The organism is Bacillus sp. AFS015802 (assembly GCF_002561455.1).
Classification (GTDB): Bacteria; Bacillota; Bacilli; order Bacillales; family Bacillaceae_B; genus Rossellomorea.
On sequence record NZ_NTUP01000005.1, the window covers coordinates 72,001 to 91,489 of the forward strand.

The 19,489-nt window shown below is 46.0% G+C and carries 15 protein-coding genes and 10 tRNA genes; 1 reads left to right on the forward strand and 24 read right to left on the reverse strand.

Annotated features, from left to right (window positions below; translation table 11 throughout):
• Nucleotides 1-25: 25 nt before the first annotated feature.
• From CN378_RS03855 to queG, 5 genes are all read right to left on the reverse strand, one after another.
• Nucleotides 26-1,921, reverse strand: a complete 1,896-nt coding sequence (locus tag CN378_RS03855; RefSeq protein WP_034760298.1) for a PrkA family serine protein kinase — start codon at nucleotides 1,919-1,921, stop codon at nucleotides 26-28.
• 589 nt (nucleotides 1,922-2,510) lie between these two features.
• On the reverse strand, nucleotides 2,511-3,260 hold the full coding sequence (gene nfsA / locus CN378_RS03860) for an oxygen-insensitive NADPH nitroreductase (protein WP_098350623.1): 750 nt from the start codon (nucleotides 3,258-3,260) through the stop codon (nucleotides 2,511-2,513).
• Between the two features lie 87 nt (nucleotides 3,261-3,347).
• The gene (gene trmL, locus CN378_RS03865; protein WP_098350624.1) at nucleotides 3,348-3,821 is read right to left on the reverse strand and encodes a tRNA (uridine(34)/cytosine(34)/5-carboxymethylaminomethyluridine(34)-2'-O)-methyltransferase TrmL; all 474 of its coding nucleotides are present in this window, start codon (nucleotides 3,819-3,821) and stop codon (nucleotides 3,348-3,350) included.
• 66 nt (nucleotides 3,822-3,887) lie between these two features.
• Nucleotides 3,888-4,757: an amidase domain-containing protein gene (locus CN378_RS03870; protein WP_483295049.1), complete on the reverse strand. Its 870-nt coding sequence runs from the start codon at nucleotides 4,755-4,757 to the stop codon at nucleotides 3,888-3,890.
• Nucleotides 4,758-4,855: 98 nt separating this feature from the next.
• On the reverse strand, nucleotides 4,856-5,989 hold the full coding sequence (gene queG / locus CN378_RS03875) for a tRNA epoxyqueuosine(34) reductase QueG (RefSeq protein WP_098350625.1): 1,134 nt from the start codon (nucleotides 5,987-5,989) through the stop codon (nucleotides 4,856-4,858).
• Nucleotides 5,990-6,526: 537 nt separating this feature from the next.
• Here queG and CN378_RS03880 point away from each other — a divergent pair.
• Complete coding sequence (locus tag CN378_RS03880; protein WP_098350626.1) at nucleotides 6,527-7,198, forward strand: B3/B4 domain-containing protein; 672 nt, start codon at nucleotides 6,527-6,529, stop codon at nucleotides 7,196-7,198.
• A 356-nt stretch (nucleotides 7,199-7,554) separates the two neighbouring features.
• On the opposite strand, the gene CN378_RS03885 is transcribed toward CN378_RS03880, so the two are convergent.
• From CN378_RS03885 to CN378_RS03975, 19 genes are all read right to left on the reverse strand, one after another.
• On the reverse strand, nucleotides 7,555-8,523 hold the full coding sequence (locus CN378_RS03885) for a sugar phosphate isomerase/epimerase family protein (RefSeq protein ID WP_098350627.1): 969 nt from the start codon (nucleotides 8,521-8,523) through the stop codon (nucleotides 7,555-7,557).
• 12 nt (nucleotides 8,524-8,535) lie between these two features.
• The gene (locus CN378_RS03890; protein ID WP_098350628.1) at nucleotides 8,536-9,576 is read right to left on the reverse strand and encodes a Gfo/Idh/MocA family protein; all 1,041 of its coding nucleotides are present in this window, start codon (nucleotides 9,574-9,576) and stop codon (nucleotides 8,536-8,538) included.
• An 18-nt stretch (nucleotides 9,577-9,594) separates the two neighbouring features.
• Nucleotides 9,595-10,620, reverse strand: coding sequence for a Gfo/Idh/MocA family protein (locus CN378_RS03895; protein WP_098350629.1), 1,026 nt, complete (start codon nucleotides 10,618-10,620; stop codon nucleotides 9,595-9,597).
• A gap of 14 nt (nucleotides 10,621-10,634) precedes the next feature.
• On the reverse strand, nucleotides 10,635-11,360 hold the full coding sequence (locus CN378_RS03900; protein WP_098350630.1) for a ThuA domain-containing protein: 726 nt from the start codon (nucleotides 11,358-11,360) through the stop codon (nucleotides 10,635-10,637).
• Nucleotides 11,361-11,375: 15 nt separating this feature from the next.
• Nucleotides 11,376-12,944, reverse strand: coding sequence for a response regulator transcription factor (locus tag CN378_RS03905; protein ID WP_098350631.1), 1,569 nt, complete (start codon nucleotides 12,942-12,944; stop codon nucleotides 11,376-11,378).
• Nucleotides 12,925-14,736 (reverse strand): sensor histidine kinase, encoded by a 1,812-nt coding sequence (locus CN378_RS03910; RefSeq protein ID WP_098350632.1) that lies wholly within the window; start codon nucleotides 14,734-14,736, stop codon nucleotides 12,925-12,927. Before CN378_RS03910 ends, CN378_RS03905 begins: the two co-directional genes overlap by 20 nt.
• Nucleotides 14,737-14,877: 141 nt before the next feature.
• Entirely contained in the window at nucleotides 14,878-16,155 is a 1,278-nt protein-coding gene (locus tag CN378_RS03915) for an ABC transporter substrate-binding protein (RefSeq protein ID WP_098350633.1), read from the reverse strand.
• 82 nt (nucleotides 16,156-16,237) lie between these two features.
• Complete coding sequence (locus CN378_RS03920; protein WP_098350634.1) at nucleotides 16,238-17,065, reverse strand: carbohydrate ABC transporter permease; 828 nt, start codon at nucleotides 17,063-17,065, stop codon at nucleotides 16,238-16,240.
• A complete protein-coding gene (locus tag CN378_RS03925) occupies nucleotides 17,065-17,961 on the reverse strand; it encodes a carbohydrate ABC transporter permease (RefSeq protein WP_257140987.1) in 897 nt (298 codons plus the stop codon). The genes CN378_RS03920 and CN378_RS03925 overlap by 1 nt, the downstream gene beginning before the upstream one ends.
• Nucleotides 17,962-18,268: 307 nt before the next feature.
• Nucleotides 18,269-18,342: transfer RNA gene (locus tag CN378_RS03930), tRNA-Gly, on the reverse strand.
• A 4-nt stretch (nucleotides 18,343-18,346) separates the two neighbouring features.
• Nucleotides 18,347-18,430 (reverse strand) — tRNA-Leu (locus tag CN378_RS03935).
• An 8-nt stretch (nucleotides 18,431-18,438) separates the two neighbouring features.
• Nucleotides 18,439-18,512, reverse strand: a tRNA-Cys gene (locus tag CN378_RS03940).
• 7 nt (nucleotides 18,513-18,519) lie between these two features.
• Nucleotides 18,520-18,594 (reverse strand) — tRNA-Gly (locus tag CN378_RS03945).
• 4 nt (nucleotides 18,595-18,598) lie between these two features.
• Nucleotides 18,599-18,670 (reverse strand) — tRNA-Gln (locus tag CN378_RS03950).
• A 39-nt stretch (nucleotides 18,671-18,709) separates the two neighbouring features.
• Nucleotides 18,710-18,785: transfer RNA gene (locus tag CN378_RS03955), tRNA-His, on the reverse strand.
• An 11-nt stretch (nucleotides 18,786-18,796) separates the two neighbouring features.
• Nucleotides 18,797-18,870, reverse strand: a tRNA-Trp gene (locus CN378_RS03960).
• Nucleotides 18,871-18,987: 117 nt separating this feature from the next.
• Nucleotides 18,988-19,071: transfer RNA gene (locus tag CN378_RS03965), tRNA-Tyr, on the reverse strand.
• 16 nt (nucleotides 19,072-19,087) lie between these two features.
• Nucleotides 19,088-19,163 (reverse strand) — tRNA-Thr (locus CN378_RS03970).
• Nucleotides 19,164-19,177: 14 nt separating this feature from the next.
• Nucleotides 19,178-19,253, reverse strand: a tRNA-Phe gene (locus tag CN378_RS03975).
• Between the last annotated feature and the right edge of the window lie 236 nt (nucleotides 19,254-19,489).

The window sequence follows — 19,489 nt, forward strand, 5'->3', positions numbered from 1 at the left end:
CAGGCACCTCCCGATCTTTCTTCTATTAACGATTCAACAGGCTGCCCACATAGCGCAGTAATTCGTTGGCGGATGTTGAGTTGTAGCCATGTTCATCGATGAGGCGGGCAACCACTTCGTTGACTTTCTTCAGTTGCTGCTCATCTGGTGTTTTGGAGGATGTCGTGATCTTCACAACGTCCTTCAAGTCAGCGAACAGTTTCTTCTGAATGGCTTCACGCAAACGGTCATGTGAATTGTAGTCGAAACGCTTCCCTTTACGGGCATACGCGGAGATGCGAATCAGGATTTCTTCACGGAATGCTTTCTTCGCATTTTCAGAAATTCCGATCTGTTCTTCAATGGAACGCATCAATTTTTCATCCGGATTGATTTCTTCACCCGTCAATGGGTCATGAAGCTTAGCTTTATTGCAGTACGCTTCAACATTATCAAGGTAGTTATCCATAAGCGTTTTCGCAGATTCTTCATACGAATATACAAAGGCCTTTTGGACTTCTTTCTTCGCAATATCGTCGTATTCCTTACGTGCAAGGGAGATAAAGTTTAAATATTTTTCACGAAGTTCATTCGTGATCGATGGATGCTGATCCAGCCCTTCTTTCAAGGCACGGAGGACATCCAGTGCATTAATGGTCGGTACTTCTTTTCGAATGATCGTAGAGGAGATGCGGTTGATCACATAACGCGGATCGATACCGCTCATTCCTTCATCCTGGTATTCCTTTTTCATTTCGTCCACGTCAGCGGAGTTAAACCCTTCTACATTTTCGCCGTCGTACAGACGCATTTTCTTGATCAGATCGATGTCACCGCGCTTCGGTTCTTTCAAGCGGGTCAGGATCGTGAACATGGCCGCCACTCTTAACGTATGAGGAGCGACGTGAACGTTTGAAACATCACTTTCATTGATCATTTTTTCATATATCTTCTCTTCCTGGGTGACCTTCAAGTTATACGGAACCGGCATGACGATGATACGTGAGTGCAGCGCTTCATTCTTCTTATTTGAAATGAAGGATCGGTACTCGGTTTCATTCGTGTGGGCCACAATCAGCTCGTCGGCCGAAATCAGTGCGAATCGACCTGCCTTGAAGTTCCCTTCCTGGGTAAGAGATAATAAGTGCCATAAGAACTTTTCATCACATTTGAGCATTTCCTGAAATTCCATCAAACCACGGTTGGCTTTATTTAATTCCCCATCAAAACGGTACGCACGCGGATCGGATTCTGAACCAAATTCAGCAATCGTTGAGAAGTCGATGCTTCCTGTTAAATCGGCGATATCCTGTGACTTTGGATCTGACGGACTGAATGTACCAATTCCAACACGTTTATCTTCAGAGAAGAAGACCCTTTCCACTTGGACGTCTTCAATGCGGCCCTGGTATTCTTTCTCCAAACGCATTGTATTCAACGGAGAGAGATTTCCTTCAATTCGGATTCCATACTCTTCATAGAAATCTTCCCGTAAATGCTGAGGGATCAAATGCAGCGGGTCTTCATGCATCGGACAGCCTTTAATGGAGAATACTCCTCCTCTTTCAGTCCGTGAATACTGCTCGAGTCCCCGTTTCAGCATGGAAACGAGTGTCGATTTCCCTCCACTTACAGGACCCATCAATAATAAGATCCTCTTTCTCACGTCTAATCGTTTCGCAGCAGGATGAAAGTATTCTTCAACGAGTCTCTCAAGCGCCTCTTCTAAGCCAAATAATTGATTGCTGAAGAACTTATACTTTCGTTTCCCCTCGACCTCCTCGACCCCGGCATCTTTAATCATATTAAAGACTCTTGAATGAGCAGACTGCCCGATCCAAGGCTTCTCTTTCAGCAGGTCTAAATACTGAGCAAACGTCCCTTCCCATTTCAGTTTCTCTTCTTCTTCTCGGTAATGTTCGATTCTTTTTAAAATATCCATAAGGACCTCCCCCTGTCGCTTAATGAGAGACGATTAATATACTCTATGCGCTTGTTCACCCGAACATGTTAAGAAGATATTTTAAATAAAGACAAACGGTCCACATCCACTGCAAACAGAGGGAAAGGGCAATTTAATTAAACGCTTTCTTTCCCGACCTTCAAACTTTCACAAAACAGCAAAAAAAATCCAACTTTGATTCACATCAAATTAAAAATAGGCTATACTAAAGACAGACTGTGGAATAAGTGAAACGGGGAGGTTACCAAACATGGGTACTGTAATGATCATAGGTGTATCTTTAACATTCTTAGTAGCGATTTTCACTGCTGGATATAACGATAAACCGGGCTCAAACTAAAGCGCAGGCGGCTCGTTCAGAGGCGACAAGCATAAGATGAACCTGCCGGAAAGGCGTTCTTTGCCTTTTTGGCAGGTTTAACTTATGACCTCGAGCCTCTAGCCGCCGGAGCTGGATGTAACTAAAGCGGAAGCGGCTCGCCCTGAGGCGACGGCTAAAGCGAAAAAAAGAACTGACCTCCTAGGAGCTCAGTTCTTTTTTTGATTCAGATGGGCATTTTCACTCATCTTACCTTTTATTAAACCCTTTCTTCTCTACAAACTCCTTCATATACATCCGCTTTTTACCCGACAGCATCTTTGCCATCTGACCGGTCCAGCGATCCGACCGTTTCCCGGCCGTACGAGCATGATAGTAGGCTGAAATGGTTTCATCGTAGCGGACAAGCCCTTCTTTCATGGCAGCTTCATCCCGATTGTAGGAATCCTCATGATAAACCGATTCCAATGGAAGCCTTGGCTTGATATCCGAATGATTCTCCGGGATACCGACAGCAAGCCCGAATAAAGGAATGACACGCTCAGGCAGTCCCAGCACTTCACTCACAGAATCCAGATCATTCCGGATCCCGCCTATATAGCAGATCCCGAGCCCCATGGATTCAGCAGCAATGGATGCATTCTGGGCAGCCAATGAAGCGTCGATGAGTGCCACCATGAATTTTTCCGTGCTCTCCAGTGCTGGGGTCACGTCGGCTTCTTCCCACTCCCCGATTTTTTCATGGCGGTACAGATCAGCGCAGAATACGAAAAAATGACCGTTTTCTTCTACATATTTTTGATTCCCGGCAAGCTCTGCAAGCTTCTTCTTTTTCACAGGGTCTTTTACCCCGATGATCGTATAGGCCTGGATGTAACTCGATGTACTCGCTGCCTGAGCACTTGTGACAATCGTCCGGATTTGCTCATCAGTCAATGGTTCATTTTTGAATTCGCGAATGGATCGATGCTTCAGGATGTTTTCAATGGTTTCATTCATTATGTAATCTCTCCCTTCTCACTATCCTCTTAGTATAAGCCAAATAAAAAAAGGAATGAAAATCATTTGATTCTCATTCCTGCTTTTTTATGAAAGTCCCGGATAATTCCTCTGTCTTAATGCCTCGTAGATGAGGATCGCAGCCGTGTTGGAAAGATTCAGCGAACGGACATTTCCGTTCATAGGGATGCGGAGGGCACGGTCCAGATTGTTCTGGATGACCTCGTCCGGAAGCCCGGATGTTTCCCGTCCGAAGATGAAGAAATAGTCCTTTTCTTCCACACTATAGTCGAAATCCGTGTGAGGGATCTTTCCGTATTTTGTTAGGTAAAAGAATTCTCCGCCTTCATTCTTCTGGAAGAACTCGTCAAGGGAATCATAATAAACGATGTTGACAAACTGCCAATAATCAAGGCCGGCTCGCTTCAACATTTTATCGTCTGTCGAGAATCCGAGTGGGCGGATCAAGTGCAGGGTTGTGTCGGTCGCTGCACACGTCCTTGCGATATTCCCTGTGTTTGCAGGGATTTCTGGTTGATATAATACAACATGTACTCCCATGTCAATGTCACCTCATTCATAAAACTCTAAGTGACATTATACCATGTCTCCCCCATAGAACAAGACTTAGCGGTCATCTACTATCGTAAAAAATCGATATTTGATATTCGGCGTATAGGCAGTGGAGTCTTCGTACTTCCAATATCTCATTCTGCTATTGAACGTATGGGCATTCACGAGGGGCTCTCCCGCCGCATCCTTTCCGGTCACGATGGTCGTATGGTCAAAGCGGCCATCCCCTTCGAAGTCATAGCAAATCACATCACCGAGTTTTAATTCTTTCGGGTCATCCACAAGCTTCCCACGGAGACCGATCGTCGAATTCGGGATATACCACCTCAAGGAATTGGCCACGGTCCAGCTGTAGCTCCAGCTCTGATTCCTCATCCACCACCCCTTCCCCTTCGTCGGATAACCCCGCATCGGCGCATCACCGGCATGAAGGCACTGTGAAATATAATTCGTACAGTCATTCTCAAACTTCCTGTATGCCGGGTTATAACTGTTCCACCATCGTTCGGCATATTGAACGGCACTTAGTCTGTCATATCGGTACGTCACCCTTTCTTCCTCATGGGTGACCGGCTCTTCCTGTTCCACGCTCTCTTCCCTCTGAATCTGGATTTCGCCATCTTCATAGATTTTATCTCTGTAAAAGACGGCCCTTCGATTCTCCACTTCCTCTTCCAAATAGAGAAGGGCTCCCTGCTTGATGAGATATTTATAGTGAACATCATATAAAATGGTTTGAGTCTCATTGCTTTCCTGTGTGATACAGAGAACTTTTCCGGTTGCATCCACCTTCACGATTTCTGCGCGGCGCTCCTGACAGGACTCTTTTTTCCTTCTCACTTTATCACTGTGATAATCGCTCTGACTGCGAGAAGTATATTCATCGATTACATGATGGACTTTTTCCATTAACAGCTTTCTGATCATCGGCTTCCCTCCTCACTAATTGTTATGCTCCCGTCATACTGTTCAAAACAAAAAAGGATAAACTCGAGGGAAAATGATGAGTTTATCCTTTTGAACTATTTGGTTATAAGGTCAAGGCCTTTTTGAATTTCGTTTAATACATCTTCATCCGTTTCGACTGACTGCTGTTTCAATAATGCCTGTTGTGACTCAGTCCCCCCGATTTTGCCGAGGGCCCAGGCTGATGTGCCGCGGATGACCGGCCGCACATCTTTTTTCATCACGTCAATGAGATCTTCGACAGCTGTTATATCCTTATAATGAGCAAGGGCTATGATTGCATTTCGCTGGATCGGCTTTTTTCCCCTCCATGACCCGGATACATGACCGTACTTTTCTTTGAACTCTCGGTTACTGATCGTTAAAAGCGGTTTTAAGAGCGGCTTCGCAATCTCCGGATCTGGCTCCATCTCTTCGTGAAAGTGAAAGTCCATTCCCTTATTTTCAGGGCAAACGGTTTGACAGGTATCACATCCGTACAGACGGTTGCCGAGCTTCACCCGATATTCATCCGCCAGGAACCCCTTGGTTTGCGTCAGAAAGGCAATGCATTTCTGAGCATCCAGCTGCCCGCCTTCGATCAGTGCTCCAGTCGGACACACATCCACACATTTATTGCATGTCCCACACTGGTCTTCCATCGGAGTATCCGGGGAAAAAGGAAGATTCGTCACCATTTCCCCTAGATACACGTAAGATCCGAATTCAGGAGTAATGACCGAACAATTCTTTCCGCTCCAGCCAATCCCGGCACGCTCCGCCACGGCACGGTCCACGAGTTCACCCGTATCCACCATGGATTTAAAACGTGCCTGGGGGACTCTCGATACGATATATTCCTCAAGCTTTGAAAGACGATCCCTAAGCACATGGTGATAATCCGTTCCCCATGATGCCCTGCAGAAGATCCCCCGTCTCTCCCCCCGTTTGCTTTGAGGGGCATTCTTCATCTTGGAAGGGTAGGCAAGAGCAATGGCGATGATCGATTTCGGCTGATCAAATATCAAAGAAGGATCCACCCGCTTCTCAATGTCCTTTTCCTCAAAACCGGATTGATACCCAAGCATTTCCTGACGCAGGAGCCTGTTCTTCATTTCAGAGAACGTATCCGCCGTTGTAAATCCGATCTTATCGATCCCGATCTCCCTGCTGTACCCAATGATATCCTGCTTTAACTGATCCATATCCATGGCCCTTTCCTCCTTTCTTTATACTTATATTTTGGAACTTTTCTAAAAGATTGTTAACTTAATGTTCAAGTCTGACAAAACTTTGTCCACCAGTATAGGCTGTGGGAGGGAAATTGCTTAGCTTGCAGCTAGCGTTAGACCGAACTTCCTCGGCACACTTCACTTCCAGATTCTCGGCACGCCCGGTTTTCCATAGGTGTCTACGCACAGTTCACCTCTCCACCGATAAGTTTTTTACAGGTTTTCACAAATTGTATTTAATAAGTCTATTTTAAGAATTCATCTTTATAGATTGGAGCGGAAGGTGCTCGACTCCTGCGGGAATAGCGGGAAAGTTAAAGACCCCACAGGGCAAAAGCCCGAGGAGGCTCAACTCACGCCCCGCGGAAAGCGAGCACCTGGAGCGGAAATCAACAACTATGCGCTCTTTGTAAAGCAACAAAGGTTAAGCAAACCTAACTCGTACAATTAAGCTCACGTGAAATAGCAATGAGTATTATGATAAACTATTTTAAAACAAATGTGGAGGGAAAATAAGTGGAAATCACGATTGATTCATCGATTACAAGCAAAATCCCCGATTTCAAAGTGGGATTCATTCAATATCATCATATCGAAGTCGGCTCTTCCCCTCAAATGCTGAAAGGCAGACTTCAGCTGTTTCAGGAATCCATCTTCTTTGATCTTCATGATAAAAGCGTGACAGAACTGGAAGGGATCGCCGCGTGGAGGGATATATTCAAGAGGACCGGGAAAGATCCCAATCGCTACCGCCATTCAGCTGAAGCCCTTTTCCGCAGGGTCAAGAAACAAAACTACCTGACTACGATCAATTCGGCCATCGATCTCAACAACTTCTTCTCCCTTCAATACGAAGTGCCCATCGGTATATACGACTGTGCTGATCTCAAGGGGGATAGCATCGAGTTAAAAGTAGGGGAAACAGGACAAACCTACACCGGACTCAACGGCAGGGAAAACTCCCTTGAAAATCTCATCGTCGCCTGTGACGGGGACGGACCTTTCGGAAGTCCATTCGTCGACTCAGATCGTGCACCGGTCGGGGAACAAACCAAGAATGCCGTTCAGATCATTTTCTTGAAGCCCTCCCTATCTATAGAGGAAAGTGAGAAATTGACGAAATCATTGATGGATATGTTCATTGGGATTCATGGTGGAGAGGGTTCGTTTGAGGTGGTTGGAGCATAGTGTAGGGGAGAATCTCTGGTAACGGGGATTCTTTTTTTGTCGTTTTAATCAGGTTTCGGGATTAAACCCTTACTAGTGTGTGAATCCCTTCCTTGGCTCGTGGAAAGGCAGCCCGATTTCGGTTGAGGCCGGCATTAATCCAGCCGAAATTCACGATAATCCGGCCGATTTTTCCGATAATCCAGCCGGAATCAAGGTTAATCCCGCCGTTTCTTGTGAAAATCCGGCCGTTTCCGTAAATAATCCAGCCTATTTACATTAAATGTAAATTAAACACCACCTATTTGTGACCATCATTATCGTGTCACTACCTTACAAAAAAAGAGGGCCCCATAATGGGACCCTCCGCTTCAAACCTACACCCACCACATATCCGACGGCTGTTCCTCAATCAAGATCGACTTCAGATTCTTCACGGCACGTCCGAATCCTTCTTCGATCGACATGATCGGGTCCTCGTGCTCGATGCTTACCACATAATCGTAGCCGAATGTGCGAAGCGCACTCATCATATCGGACCATTCCTGCAAGCTGTGTCCACAGCCCACCGAACGGAAGGACCACGCTCTTGTCTGGATGCTGCCGTATGGCTGCATATCCGTCAGACCGTACATATTGACGTTATCCTGATCGATATACGTATCTTTCGCATGAAAATGGTGAATCGCATTTTCTTTCCCCAGGATCTTGATCGCGGCAACCGGATCGATTCCCTGCCACCACAGGTGACTGGGATCAAGGTTTGCACCGATCGCATCACATGTTTCTTCACGAAGCTTCAATAACGTATAAGGAGTATGTACAAGGAATCCTCCGTGGAGCTCGAGACCGATCTTCACGTTATGATCCTCTGCCAGCTTCCCGATCTCTTTCCAATACGGAATCAATTTCTCTTCCCATTGCCATTTCAGGATATCTCCGTATTCATTCGGCCAAGGGGATACAGGCCAGTTCGGATGCTTGGCTCCTTCATGGTCACCGGCTGTTCCTGAGAAGCAGTTCACCACAGGTACGTTCATCAGTCCGGCAAGCTTGATCGTTTTCTGAAGTGCCACATGGGATTCTTCCGCAAAAGCGGCATCTGGCGAAATTGGATTTCCGTGACAACTGAAGGCACTGATCTCGAGGCCCCTGGATGTAACTTTCTCCAAGTATTCGTTTCTCTTTTCTTCACTTTCTAAAAGGGCGTCCAGGTCACAGTGGGTATTCCCGGGATATCCTCCCGTGCCGATTTCGACTGCGTGAAGCCCGGCATCTTTTACATAATCAAGCATTTCATCGAGATTTTTTTGTGAAAATAATACAGTAAATACGCCTAGTTTCATTTGTGGTTCCTCCTATTTCAATGTGATGCTTTGTCCGGTGTCACTGCTTTTATAGATGGCATCAATGATTTGAGACACTTGCATGGCTTCCTGCGGCTTTACCACCAGCTCCTCTAATCCGAGACAGCTGTTGATGAAGTTTTCCGCTTGTGGAAGACTCGGATCATCTTCACCCGGGATCCAATCCGCTTCACTATTCAGGAGCATGCCGTGTTTCATCTGGTTCATTTGGAACGGGAATAGATCGATCCCCCCCGTTTCACCGGAGATGCTCATGCTTTCTTCATCGCTCTTGACGTTTGCAGACCAGGACGTTTCAAAGAGCATGGAAGCACCGTTATCGAACTTGATATAAGCCGTTACATGGTCATCGACTTCGAAACTTTCTTTATCAAAGTCTCCCCACTGATTCACCTGATCCGGCATTCTACTAAGCTTATTGTACGTCGTTCCCGTTACTTCTACCGGCTTCGGATTCCCTAGGAGCCATAGGGATAGATCGAGGAAGTGACATCCGTAGTCGATCAGGCTGCCGCCTCCTTGAAGTTCCTTGTTGGTAAACACTCCCCAGCCAGGGACTTTGCGGCGACGGATCGCCCTTGCCCTGGCCACCATTGGTTCACCAATTTCATCTTCCAGGATGACGCGCTTTGCGGCACGTGAATCCTTCATGAAACGATAATGGTATGCGATCGCCAGAACCTTCCCTGACTGTTCCGCCGCTTCGATCATCCCTTCACATTCTTCAGGAGTCATGGCCATCGGTTTCTCACAAAACACATGGAGCCCCGCTTTGAGGGCTGCAAGCGTGATTTCCGCATGAAATTTATTCGGTGTACATATCGTCACTGCATCCACATGCCCGAACATGTCCCGATAGTCACTGAACACGTTTGGAATGTGAAAGGTTTCTGCCACGGTTTGAGCAGTGACAGGATTGATATCACTGATCGCTTCAATCGATACAGAATCTGATAGTTTTATAAAAGTAGGGATGTGGCGCGTTTGGGCAATGCCCCCTACGCCGATCACTCCCATCCGAAGTTTGGTCATCGCTCGCATTCACCTCTATTACAATTTTACGATCCGTTTTGTTTCACTTGATTCCAGGGCAGATAATACAACCTCGAGAGATTTCATTCCTTCCTCACCAGTCACAGGAGGCTCTGTGTCATGAAGGATACTGTCGACAAATTGATCGATCACCCGGGAATTCGTCTGACCGCCCTCATCATTTGTCTGAATGCCGCCAAGCTCATACTTCACTACTTCACCCGTCGCATATTGCACGATAAGTGAGCTCACCGGATCATCCTCTAAGCGGAGAATCGCTTTCTCTCCATAAATGATCGTAGAGTTGTCTTCTTTGGAAACATACGACCAGCTTGCAGCCAAGGTACCGATTGTACCGCTTTGGGTTTTCAACACGCACACTGCCGTATCATCCACATCGGCATTTTCCTTTGCACTTGTTTCAACAAAGGCACCGACCTCTGAAAACTCTTCTCCCAGGATGTAACGAAGGAGATCGGTTTTGTGAACACCCAGGTCACCCATGGCCCCGATGAATGCTTCATCCTTTTTGAAGAACCAGCTGTCCTTACCGTCAGCACTCCAGCCTTCAGGACCACCGTGACCAAATGCGGAACGGAAGCTGTAGATTTTACCCACTTCCCCGCTCTCAATCAGCTGCTTCGCTTTTTGGTGGGAAGGGACAAAACGCTGGTTATGGGCGATCATCAGCTTTTTACCGTTTTTAGCAGCGGCATCGATCATGCTTTGCGCTTCTTCACTTGAAGTCGCCATGGGCTTTTCGCATAGAACATGCTTCCCAGCGTTCAGCGCATCGATGGAAATCGGTGCATGCAGATAATTCGGTGTACACACACTCACCGCTTCCACTTCTGCGTTCGCCAGCAGTTCCCGATAATTGGTATATGCTTTCGCTCCGACTGCATCGGCGATTTTCCATGCCCGTTCTTCCACGATGTCACACACCGCTACCACTTCCACATTTCCATTGTTTTCATATTCCGGAAGATGACGATGCTGTGCGATGCTTCCACATCCGATGACCCCGATTTTTAATGTACTCATGATTTTTTCCTCCCTTAGTTAGATCCTTTGATTTCTTCGAGTGGCTTTGCATTGCCGTATACAGGTCTGGCATGATCGACAGGCGATGCCCATTTCACCGCATTGACAATGACCTTCTGTACATCTTCATTGTAATAGGTCGGGTATGTTTCATGCCCAGGACGGAAGTAGAATACTTTCCCGTTACCACGCTGATACGTACAGCCGCTCCTGAACACTTCCCCACCTTCGAACCAGCTCACCATCACAAGCTGATCAGGGGCCGGGATGTCAAAATGCTCCCCGTACATTTCTTCCTTTTCCAGTTCGAAGTATTCCCCTAAACCGGCTGTAATCGGATGGCTGGGATCCACGATCCAGATCCGTTCCTTCTCATCGGCTTCACGCCACTTCAGATCACAGGACGTACCCATCAACGTTTTGAAGATTTTAGAAAAATGCCCGGAATGAAGGACGATCAAGCCCATCCCATCGAGGACACGCTGCTTCACCCGTTCAACCACTTCATCCTTCACTTCGTCATGGGCGATATGTCCCCACCATACCAGTACATCCGTACCCTCCAGCACGTCCTCTGTCAATCCGTGATCCCCCTCATCCAATGTAGCGGTTTTCACATTGTAGGACGCTTCTCCGAGGAATGATGCAATGGCACCATGGATTCCTTCAGGGTATACCTCTCTCACTTTCGGATTTTTCTGTTCATGACGATTTTCATTCCATACGGTTACGTTTATCATTGTAATACCTCCAAATTAAGTTTGAGCATGCCGGTATTCATTCGGTGTGACGCCGGCATGCTTTTTGAATACTTTACTGAAATACTTTTCATTCCCATAGCCGACACCGTAGGCGACTTCGTATATTTTCAAGTAAGGATTCTCCAGGAGCTTTTTTGCCTTTTCCATGCGGATATTGGTGACGTAGTCCGTGATGGTCGATCCATGATCCTGCTTGAACTTACGGGAAATGTATTCCCTGCTTAAGTAGAACCTGTCGGCAATGTCCTGAAGATTGATATCCTCCTGATAATGCTGCTGCAAATATTCTTCGATCTGCTGCATATTGTTCTTTTCCCGCTGATACTTTGACTTTGAGAGGATATGAATCAATTCACTGAACTCCCTGGCCTTTTGTTCCTTGAATTTCCTGAACGAAAACGAGCCATCTTCATTCCAATAATCCTGGCCCTTGTAGAATGGTTCCGGATGCTGAATCTCGTACTCTTTCAACCAATTATTCCGTAATAACTCAAATTGACTTTCCCATACCTCCAGCTGCTCAAGTGAAAGGCCATGACCCGTTTCAAGGCGTGAGAATATCCCGTCCAACTGGGATTGAACCTGCTCCCCGCTCCCCGAACGGATCGCCCATTTCAGTTCATTGGAGTGATCCAATAAATGCAGCATGGGCTGTCTTTTCACATCTTTATGTGTGACGATTTTCTTTTGATCAACCAGGGGATGCTTCTGATAAACCTGTAAAGCCGATTCGTATGCTTCGTTTATTTTCCTGGACTTCTCCCCGAGGGCAATGATCGTGTAGAGTTTGCTATATTGATAGATCAATGAATGGATTTCCTCTAACAGATAGGTCACATTTTTTTCATTCCAAAAGAGGATCACAAGCTCCTCTTCCTTATTCCCATTCCGGAAGCAAACCCCATCATTTTGCTTTCGCAGCAATTCATTGCAAATATTGCTGAGGGTAAAAAAGGCAAGGTCCCTGTCTCCTTGAAAAGATTTCATCACAATCGGCTTGATGGGGATGAGGGCGACGGTCTTCTCAAGCTTTGCAATGGCGATTCCAAACTCATTTTCAACTTTTTCTTTCATTTCCGTGGTAATCGACGCCTTCGCACAGAGACTTGAGAATAACCGATCCCAATAAAGGGGCTTTGCCTCATTCATCACCCGGTTTTCCTCGACTTGGGTCTTTCTTGAGCGTGCCTGTTCATTCCATTCCTTCACCGCTTTATCCAGCGTTTCATTCAGCACATCCGGTTCAATCGGTTTCAGGATATAATCAAAGCTTTTGTAGAAGATCGCATTTCTCATATACTCGAAATCATCATACCCGCTGACAACAATGGTTTTGCTTTTAAGGTCAGTGGCATGTAGCCACCTTAACAGGTTGATCCCGTCCCGCTTAGGCATCCGCATATCGGTAAAAATGATCTCCGGCCTGTGCTCCGTGATCAACTCGATGGCTTCATCCCCATCTTCTGCCTCCAGGATGGTGTGGATCCCGTGCTTATCCCATTCTGCTAATAAAAGTAACCCTTCACGTACATGCTTTTCGTCGTCAATGATGATTGCTTTCATTTGCCTCACCTTCCATTCGTATTGGCAGCCTCATGGTGACCATAAAGCCTCCTTCATCATGATTTCCAAGCTCTAAAGTAGCCTGATGGTCATAATAGAGCTTCAGGCGGACATACACATTCTTCAGTCCGATATTCGTCTCATCCCCGGTTTTATTCCATGCATCTGCCTTGAAGTGAGCCTCGATTTCCCGGAGTCTGCTTTCCGTCACGCCGACTCCATTATCACGGACGGTCATCACCAGTTCTTCTCCCTCCCGGTAACAGGTAAGGTCGATTCGCCCCACCCCGTCACGGATGTCGAAGCCATGCTTGAAGTAGTTTTCAATGAGGGGCTGCAGGATCATCTTCGGAACCTGGACCGCCTTCAACTCATCCTCCACTTCAACACTGTACTCAAGGTTCTCGCCAAAACGCTCTTTTTGCAAAAGGAGGTAGGCGTTCGTATAATTGATTTCCTTGTTCAGAGGAACCACATCCTCCTCCATATTCATCCCGTATCTCATAATTTTAGATAGATGGGTGATCAGGGAGTAGATTTGCGGTACCTTGTTCTTCAATGCAATCGTACCGATGGATTGCAGGGCATTATAGAGAAAATGGGGGTTGATCTGAGACTGCAGCACCTTTAATTGATTCGTTTTATTCTCAAGCTCCAGCTTATATTCCCGGTTGATCAGATGGTTGATCCGCTCGATCATCTGCTGAAACCGGAAGCCGAGGATCCCGATTTCATCTGAACCGAATGATTCGGCCTGAACCTTCATATTCCCCTTCTCTACCTGTTGGATATTGGTCAGCAAAATCCTGATCGGCGACGTAATTTTAAATGAAACAAACAGGGTCGCCAGCACCACGAGGGTCAGTCCAAGGACCCCGAACAAAATATTGATCTTCGCCACACTAAAGGCGCTTTCATAAAGGTTGCCATACGATACCCTTTTAACCAGGAACCATCCCCCGGCGGAAGCAGGGAGCTGATCGTACATCATCACCCCGTTGAACGCATCTTCCTTCCACTCAAGGGTCCCTGAAACATCCTTTGAATCCATTATCCTTTTGATCCATTTCTGGTTGTTCCCATCATCCGATACGTCGCGATCCGAGCTGTATATCATCTCCCCTTCCGAAGATAATAAATAGAATTCTTCCGATTCGGGGTTATAGAGATTCCTGCTTAAATCAATGATCTTATCGGGTGAAATGTCCAGGGAAATATATGCAAGCACTTCATCTCCCGGAACGTTTCGGAATGCCCGGTGAATCGTGATGATCTCCTTGGACCGGTTAATATTCTCCTCTTCCTGGCTGTAGGTCGGTTCGATGTACATGTTATAGGGGCTGCGCTCTGCTTTTCTGAAGTATTCCCACTGAGAATCCTTTATTCGATTGGAAAACACAACAGTGGAGCGTTTCGTTGCGGAAATGACCCGGTCACCATCCGCGAAAGAAATACGTACCCCATTGATCGTGTCACCTGTGTAGAGAATCGTTTGCACAATATTCTTCACGATGCCGATCGTCAAGTAATTATTCTCCTTACTTGGAGATCTCATGAAATTAATGAAATCAGGATTATTATAGAGGGAGAGCGTCAACCCGTTGAGTTCATTGATATAACTCTCCAGATTCACCTTCCCCTGATAAAGGAGATTACTGCTCTCCTTCACCACCTGCTCCTCTATCGAACCCTTCGTATACAAATATGTAATGATGATCGAACTGCCGAAAGGCACAATCGTCGTAATCAACAAGAGCACAATCAACTTATTCCGGATGCTTGTCTTTAACATGAGGGACGGACCTCCCAGGTCTCACTTATACCTTAGTATAAAGTGTTTCTCCCTGCTCATGAAGTGTTTTTTCGAAATATTCCTACTTAACTTATAAAATAGAAAGCATGCCTTAAGCAGACATGCTTTCCATTATTCTGTTTACTTCAGGTTATCCCACGTTTGTTGGAATCGCTCAAGTACAGTATCATAATCAATTTTTCCGGCTGCATATTCCTGGATCGTCGCAGCGAATTCTTTGTTCGCTCCATCCGGCCATTTGAACCAAGTCCAAGGAATCGTTTTCTCATCCTTAGAGTAATCCAGGATGGACTGACCAAGGTCACCAAGACCATTCGGCTCGATATTATCAAATGCAGGGATGAACGCAAATTCTTCCGTGATATAACGCTTACCTGTTTCAGAAGACACCATCCACTCCAAGAATGTTTTCGCTTCTTCAAGGTGCTTAGAGTTCTTGTTCAGAACCCAGTTATTCGGTACTCCGACAGGAAGGCGGTCCGCGCTGTCGTCATTACTGATCGGAATCGGAAGGAAGCCCATGTTGATATCAGGATTGATTTCCGTGATCATGTTCTCCGTCCAGTTTCCTTGTTGAAGCATCGCTGTTTCACCAGAGGCAAATAGCGTAACTTGTGTATTGTAATCAGTCGTTAATGGATTATCGTTTGCATATTTAAGCTCAGTGTCCAGCACCTCTTTGAACTGCTTGAACTTTTCATTTCCTACAATCTTCTCGGACCCATCATAAAGTCCAGCGATGAACTTATCCGGATCTTCCTGCTGTGCAAATGGAATGTTCAGTAAATGCTGCCCGATTACCCACCACTCGCCGTAACCAGCTGAGAATGGAGTGATTTTCTTCGCTTCAAGCTTCTTCGCTGCGTCCTTTAGCTCATCAATCGTTTTAGGGGGCTCAGTGATGCCCGCTTTTTCAAATAAATCTTTGTTATAGACAAATCCATACCCTTCTAAGTTAACAGGCATACCATATAGCTTACCGTCCTCATCCGTCATCGGCACTTTACCGATCGGAAGAACATGCTCAACCCATGGCTCACCGGAAAGATCCGCAAGCTTCTCTTTCCAAAGTTCTAACTCTTTGAATCCACCATTGTTGAAAATATCCGGCTCTTCACCAGATGCAAATTTCGCTTTAAGGGCTGCACCGTAATCGGCACCTCCACCAACGGTTTCAAGTTTGATCTTAATGTTCGGATGCTCCGCTTCAAATTCCTTGATCATTTCTTGTAGCTGATCGGCAATTTCAACCTTGAATTGGAAGAAATTCAACGTTACAACGTCTTCACCTGAACCGGAATCCCCGCCTGAACTGTTTGTTTTGTCTTTAGAAGAACAGCCGGCAACAATGCCAAATACTAAAACCAAAGACATACAAAGTAATAGAATACGTTTCATAAATGGATTGACCTCCCTGATATAAAATATTTTATATAAATTTCTGTATCAATGATAGACCATCTCCACAGAAACTTTATATCTACTTGATCGAACCTGATGCAATGCCTTTGATGATATGCTTCTGCAAAAATAAGAAGAAGATGATGATCGGTGTAATGCCAAGCACCAATGCAGCAAGACCCATATCCCATTGCTTCGTATACTGAGCGAAGAATGAGCTGGCTGCAAGTGGGATCGTACGCAGTTCAGCGTCCTGTAACACGAGAAGTGGAAGCAGATAATCATTCCAAATCCACAGTGTGTTCAAAATAATCACGGTAACCGTGATCGGCTTCAGTAACGGGAAGACGATCCTCCAAAACACGCCAAACTGACTGCAGCCATCAATCATCGCTGATTCCTCGATTTCAATCGGGACAGTCTTCACAAACCCGTGATACAAGAACAGGGAAAGTGGAACCCCGAATCCGAAATACATGATGATCAATCCTGGAATGCTATTCGTCAGTCCCAGCGTCCCCCCGACCTTCATCAAGGGAATCATCACCGTCTGGAACGGGATGACCATTGCTGATACAAAGATCACGAATAGTATCTTGCTGAATTTCCCTGGAGTACGGACCATTTTCCAAGCCGCCATGGAGCTGATGATCACCAATCCTACATTACTGAAAACAGTGATGACCAACGAATTCCAGAAAGCACGGGGGAAATTGATGACCTCCCACACTTTTGCATAGTTGGAAAACATAAATTCCTTAGGCCACGCTGCCGCATCTATCAAGATTGCAGCGAATGGTTTCACCGAGTTGACCAGTACAAAGTAGAAAGGGATAAGGAAGATGAGACCGATGACAATCCCGATGATCTCCAATACAAACGTTCTCTTCGTATATCGATTGTTCATTATGCCTCAACCTCCTTCTTCTTCGTCACCATCACCTGAACCGTCGTAAAGACAGCCACTACCACGAAGAACAGAATCGATTTCGCCGTCCCGAGTCCATAACGGTTATTCTGGAATGCTTCCTGATAAATATTGATCGCTACAGACTGTGTAGAGTTGAATGGCCCACCGCCTGTCAACGAGATGTTCAGATCGAATATCTTAAAAGCCATCGATATCGTCAGGAAGAAACAAATCGTGAATGCCGGTAGTATCAATGGAATGATGATCTTCGTCAGGAGCGTCCAATTCGATGCTCCATCCATCTTCGCTGCTTCCAGTAGTGAGTTGTCCACCCCTTGCAGCGCTGCTACGTAAATGACCATCATGTATCCAGAGATCTGCCATGCAAATACGATGACAATACCCCAGAAAGCCGTCTTCTCATCACCGAGCCACGGCATTTTAAAGAATCCGATATCCGTCATATTGCCAAGTGAAGCAAAGCCTTTCACAAAGATGAACTGCCAGATGAATCCGAGCAACAATCCACCAATTACGTTTGGAATAAAAAACACTGTCCTGAGAATGTTTCTGGTCTTCAACGCTGCATTCAACAGCAGCGCAAACCCGAAACCTATCAAGTTACTGATAATCACGGCAGCGAACATGAACTTCGTGGTGAACATAAATGAATTGAAGAATGTCTTATCATCTGTGAAGATCTTTTTGTAGTTATCAAATCCAACCCACTCCACAACTGAGCTGACACCATTCCATGAGGTAAACGAATAATACACACCCATCAAGAATGGAAGAATCTGAATCACTAAGAAAAATAAAAGTGCCGGTCCTACAAAGGCAGCATACGTCAGCAAGCTCTTATACTTAAACTTCTTCTTCGTCGCTGGCTTCATTTGTACGTCTCTGCTTACCGGTCCTGTCTGAATCTTTGGTTCCACCCGTATCACCACCCTAACTGTGTAATCGCTTTCTTTTATTATAATGGCAGCGCTTTCTTTAATAGGGGAACTCAATTGACTAAGAAGGTGAAAAATTTTGACTAGATGGGTTTTGTTGTTTGGTGTGGAGGGTACATGAGAAGGTTGGGGATTTTGGGTTGAGGTTAGTTTTGCAAATGATTAAGAGGTTTTGAAAATAAAATGCTAAATTCAAACAATAAAAAAGACTTCCTCATAAAGAGAAAGTCTGTCGTATGTAAGTTGGAGCGGGTGAAGGGAATCGAACCCTCATCATCAGCTTGGAAGGCTGAGGTTTTACCACTAAACTACACCCGCGATGTGGTACCGGTGGCCGGGATCGAACCGGCACTCCAGAGGAACACGATTTTGAGTCGTGCGCGTCTGCCAATTCCGCCACACCGGCATTACATTTGGAGGCGGCAACCGGATTTGAACCGGTGATCAGGGTTTTGCAGACCCATGCCTTACCACTTGGCTATGCCGCCTTAATATTGGAGCGGAAGACGGGATTCGAACCCGCGACCCCCACCTTGGCAAGGTGGTGTTCTACCACTGAACTACTTCCGCACTACTGGGCTAGCTGGATTCGAACCAACGCATGTCGCAGTCAAAGTGCGATGCCTTACCGCTTGGCTATAGCCCACTGATAGTATATGTCACGGAAATGAAAATGTGACTTTTATGGGGCGACTGATGGGAATCGAACCCACGAATGCCTGAACCACAATCAGGTGCGTTAACCACTTCGCCACAATCGCCGTAATAAAATTGGCAGGGGTAGTAGGAATCGAACCCACACCAAAGGTTTTGGAGACCTTCGTTCTACCGTTAAACTATACCCCTAAGATATAAGATATATTTTTTTACTGCTACGTTAATTGCCTAGGTCATGATGCTCCACTTCGTTGCGCGTGGTTTAAGGAAGATTATTTTACTCCGCTGTCGCTTCGTAAAAAATCTTGGTGGAGGGGGGCAGATTCGAACTGCCGAACCCGAAGGAGCGGATTTACAGTCCGCCGCGTTTAGCCACTTCGCTACCCCTCCATCTACATCACTTCACTGGTGCCGGCAAGAGGACTTGAACCCCCAACCTACTGATTACAAGTCAGTTGCTCTACCAGTTGAGCTACACCGGCATCAAGTAAATAAATGGTGGCTCAGGACGGAATCGAACCGCCGACACATGGATTTTCAGTCCATTGCTCTACCAACTGAGCTACTGAGCCGTATTTAGTATGCATCCTACAAGTAGAATGTTGTAGTCCATCGTCCAGCTCTCAGGAAGCTGAAACAAGTAGATGCTCGAGCTGTACGCTGATGTTTACTCGATGAAGCTTATTCATCGTGCTCTACCAACTGAGCTACTGAGCCAAATAGTTTTCGGCTTCCGCTAAGTTTCGAATCTCTTCGTCAGCTCACTCAGTCACATCCTCACGTATGTAAAATACGCTCCGGTGTTCCT

Bases quoted from the DNA above. Each gene is read 5' to 3' on its own strand.
- nfsA (WP_098350623.1), bottom strand. From the start codon at position 3,260: ATGAATGAAACCATTGAAAACATCCTGAAGCATCGATCCATTCGCGAA.
- CN378_RS03910 (WP_098350632.1), bottom strand. From the start codon at position 14,736: ATGTTAAAGACAAGCATCCGGAATAAGTTGATTGTGCTCTTGTTGATT.
- trmL (WP_098350624.1), bottom strand. From the start codon at position 3,821: ATGGGAGTACATGTTGTATTATATCAACCAGAAATCCCTGCAAACACA.
- CN378_RS03855 (WP_034760298.1), bottom strand. From the start codon at position 1,921: ATGGATATTTTAAAAAGAATCGAACATTACCGAGAAGAAGAAGAGAAA.
- CN378_RS03905 (WP_098350631.1), bottom strand. From the start codon at position 12,944: ATGAAAGCAATCATCATTGACGACGAAAAGCATGTACGTGAAGGGTTA.
- CN378_RS03890 (WP_098350628.1), bottom strand. From the start codon at position 9,576: ATGACCAAACTTCGGATGGGAGTGATCGGCGTAGGGGGCATTGCCCAA.
- CN378_RS03925 (WP_257140987.1), bottom strand. From the start codon at position 17,961: ATGAAGCCAGCGACGAAGAAGAAGTTTAAGTATAAGAGCTTGCTGACG.
- CN378_RS03915 (WP_098350633.1), bottom strand. From the start codon at position 16,155: ATGAAACGTATTCTATTACTTTGTATGTCTTTGGTTTTAGTATTTGGC.
- CN378_RS03885 (WP_098350627.1), bottom strand. From the start codon at position 8,523: ATGAAACTAGGCGTATTTACTGTATTATTTTCACAAAAAAATCTCGAT.
- CN378_RS03920 (WP_098350634.1), bottom strand. From the start codon at position 17,065: ATGAACAATCGATATACGAAGAGAACGTTTGTATTGGAGATCATCGGG.
- CN378_RS03900 (WP_098350630.1), bottom strand. From the start codon at position 11,360: ATGATAAACGTAACCGTATGGAATGAAAATCGTCATGAACAGAAAAAT.
- queG (WP_098350625.1), bottom strand. From the start codon at position 5,989: ATGGATATGGATCAGTTAAAGCAGGATATCATTGGGTACAGCAGGGAG.
- CN378_RS03895 (WP_098350629.1), bottom strand. From the start codon at position 10,620: ATGAGTACATTAAAAATCGGGGTCATCGGATGTGGAAGCATCGCACAG.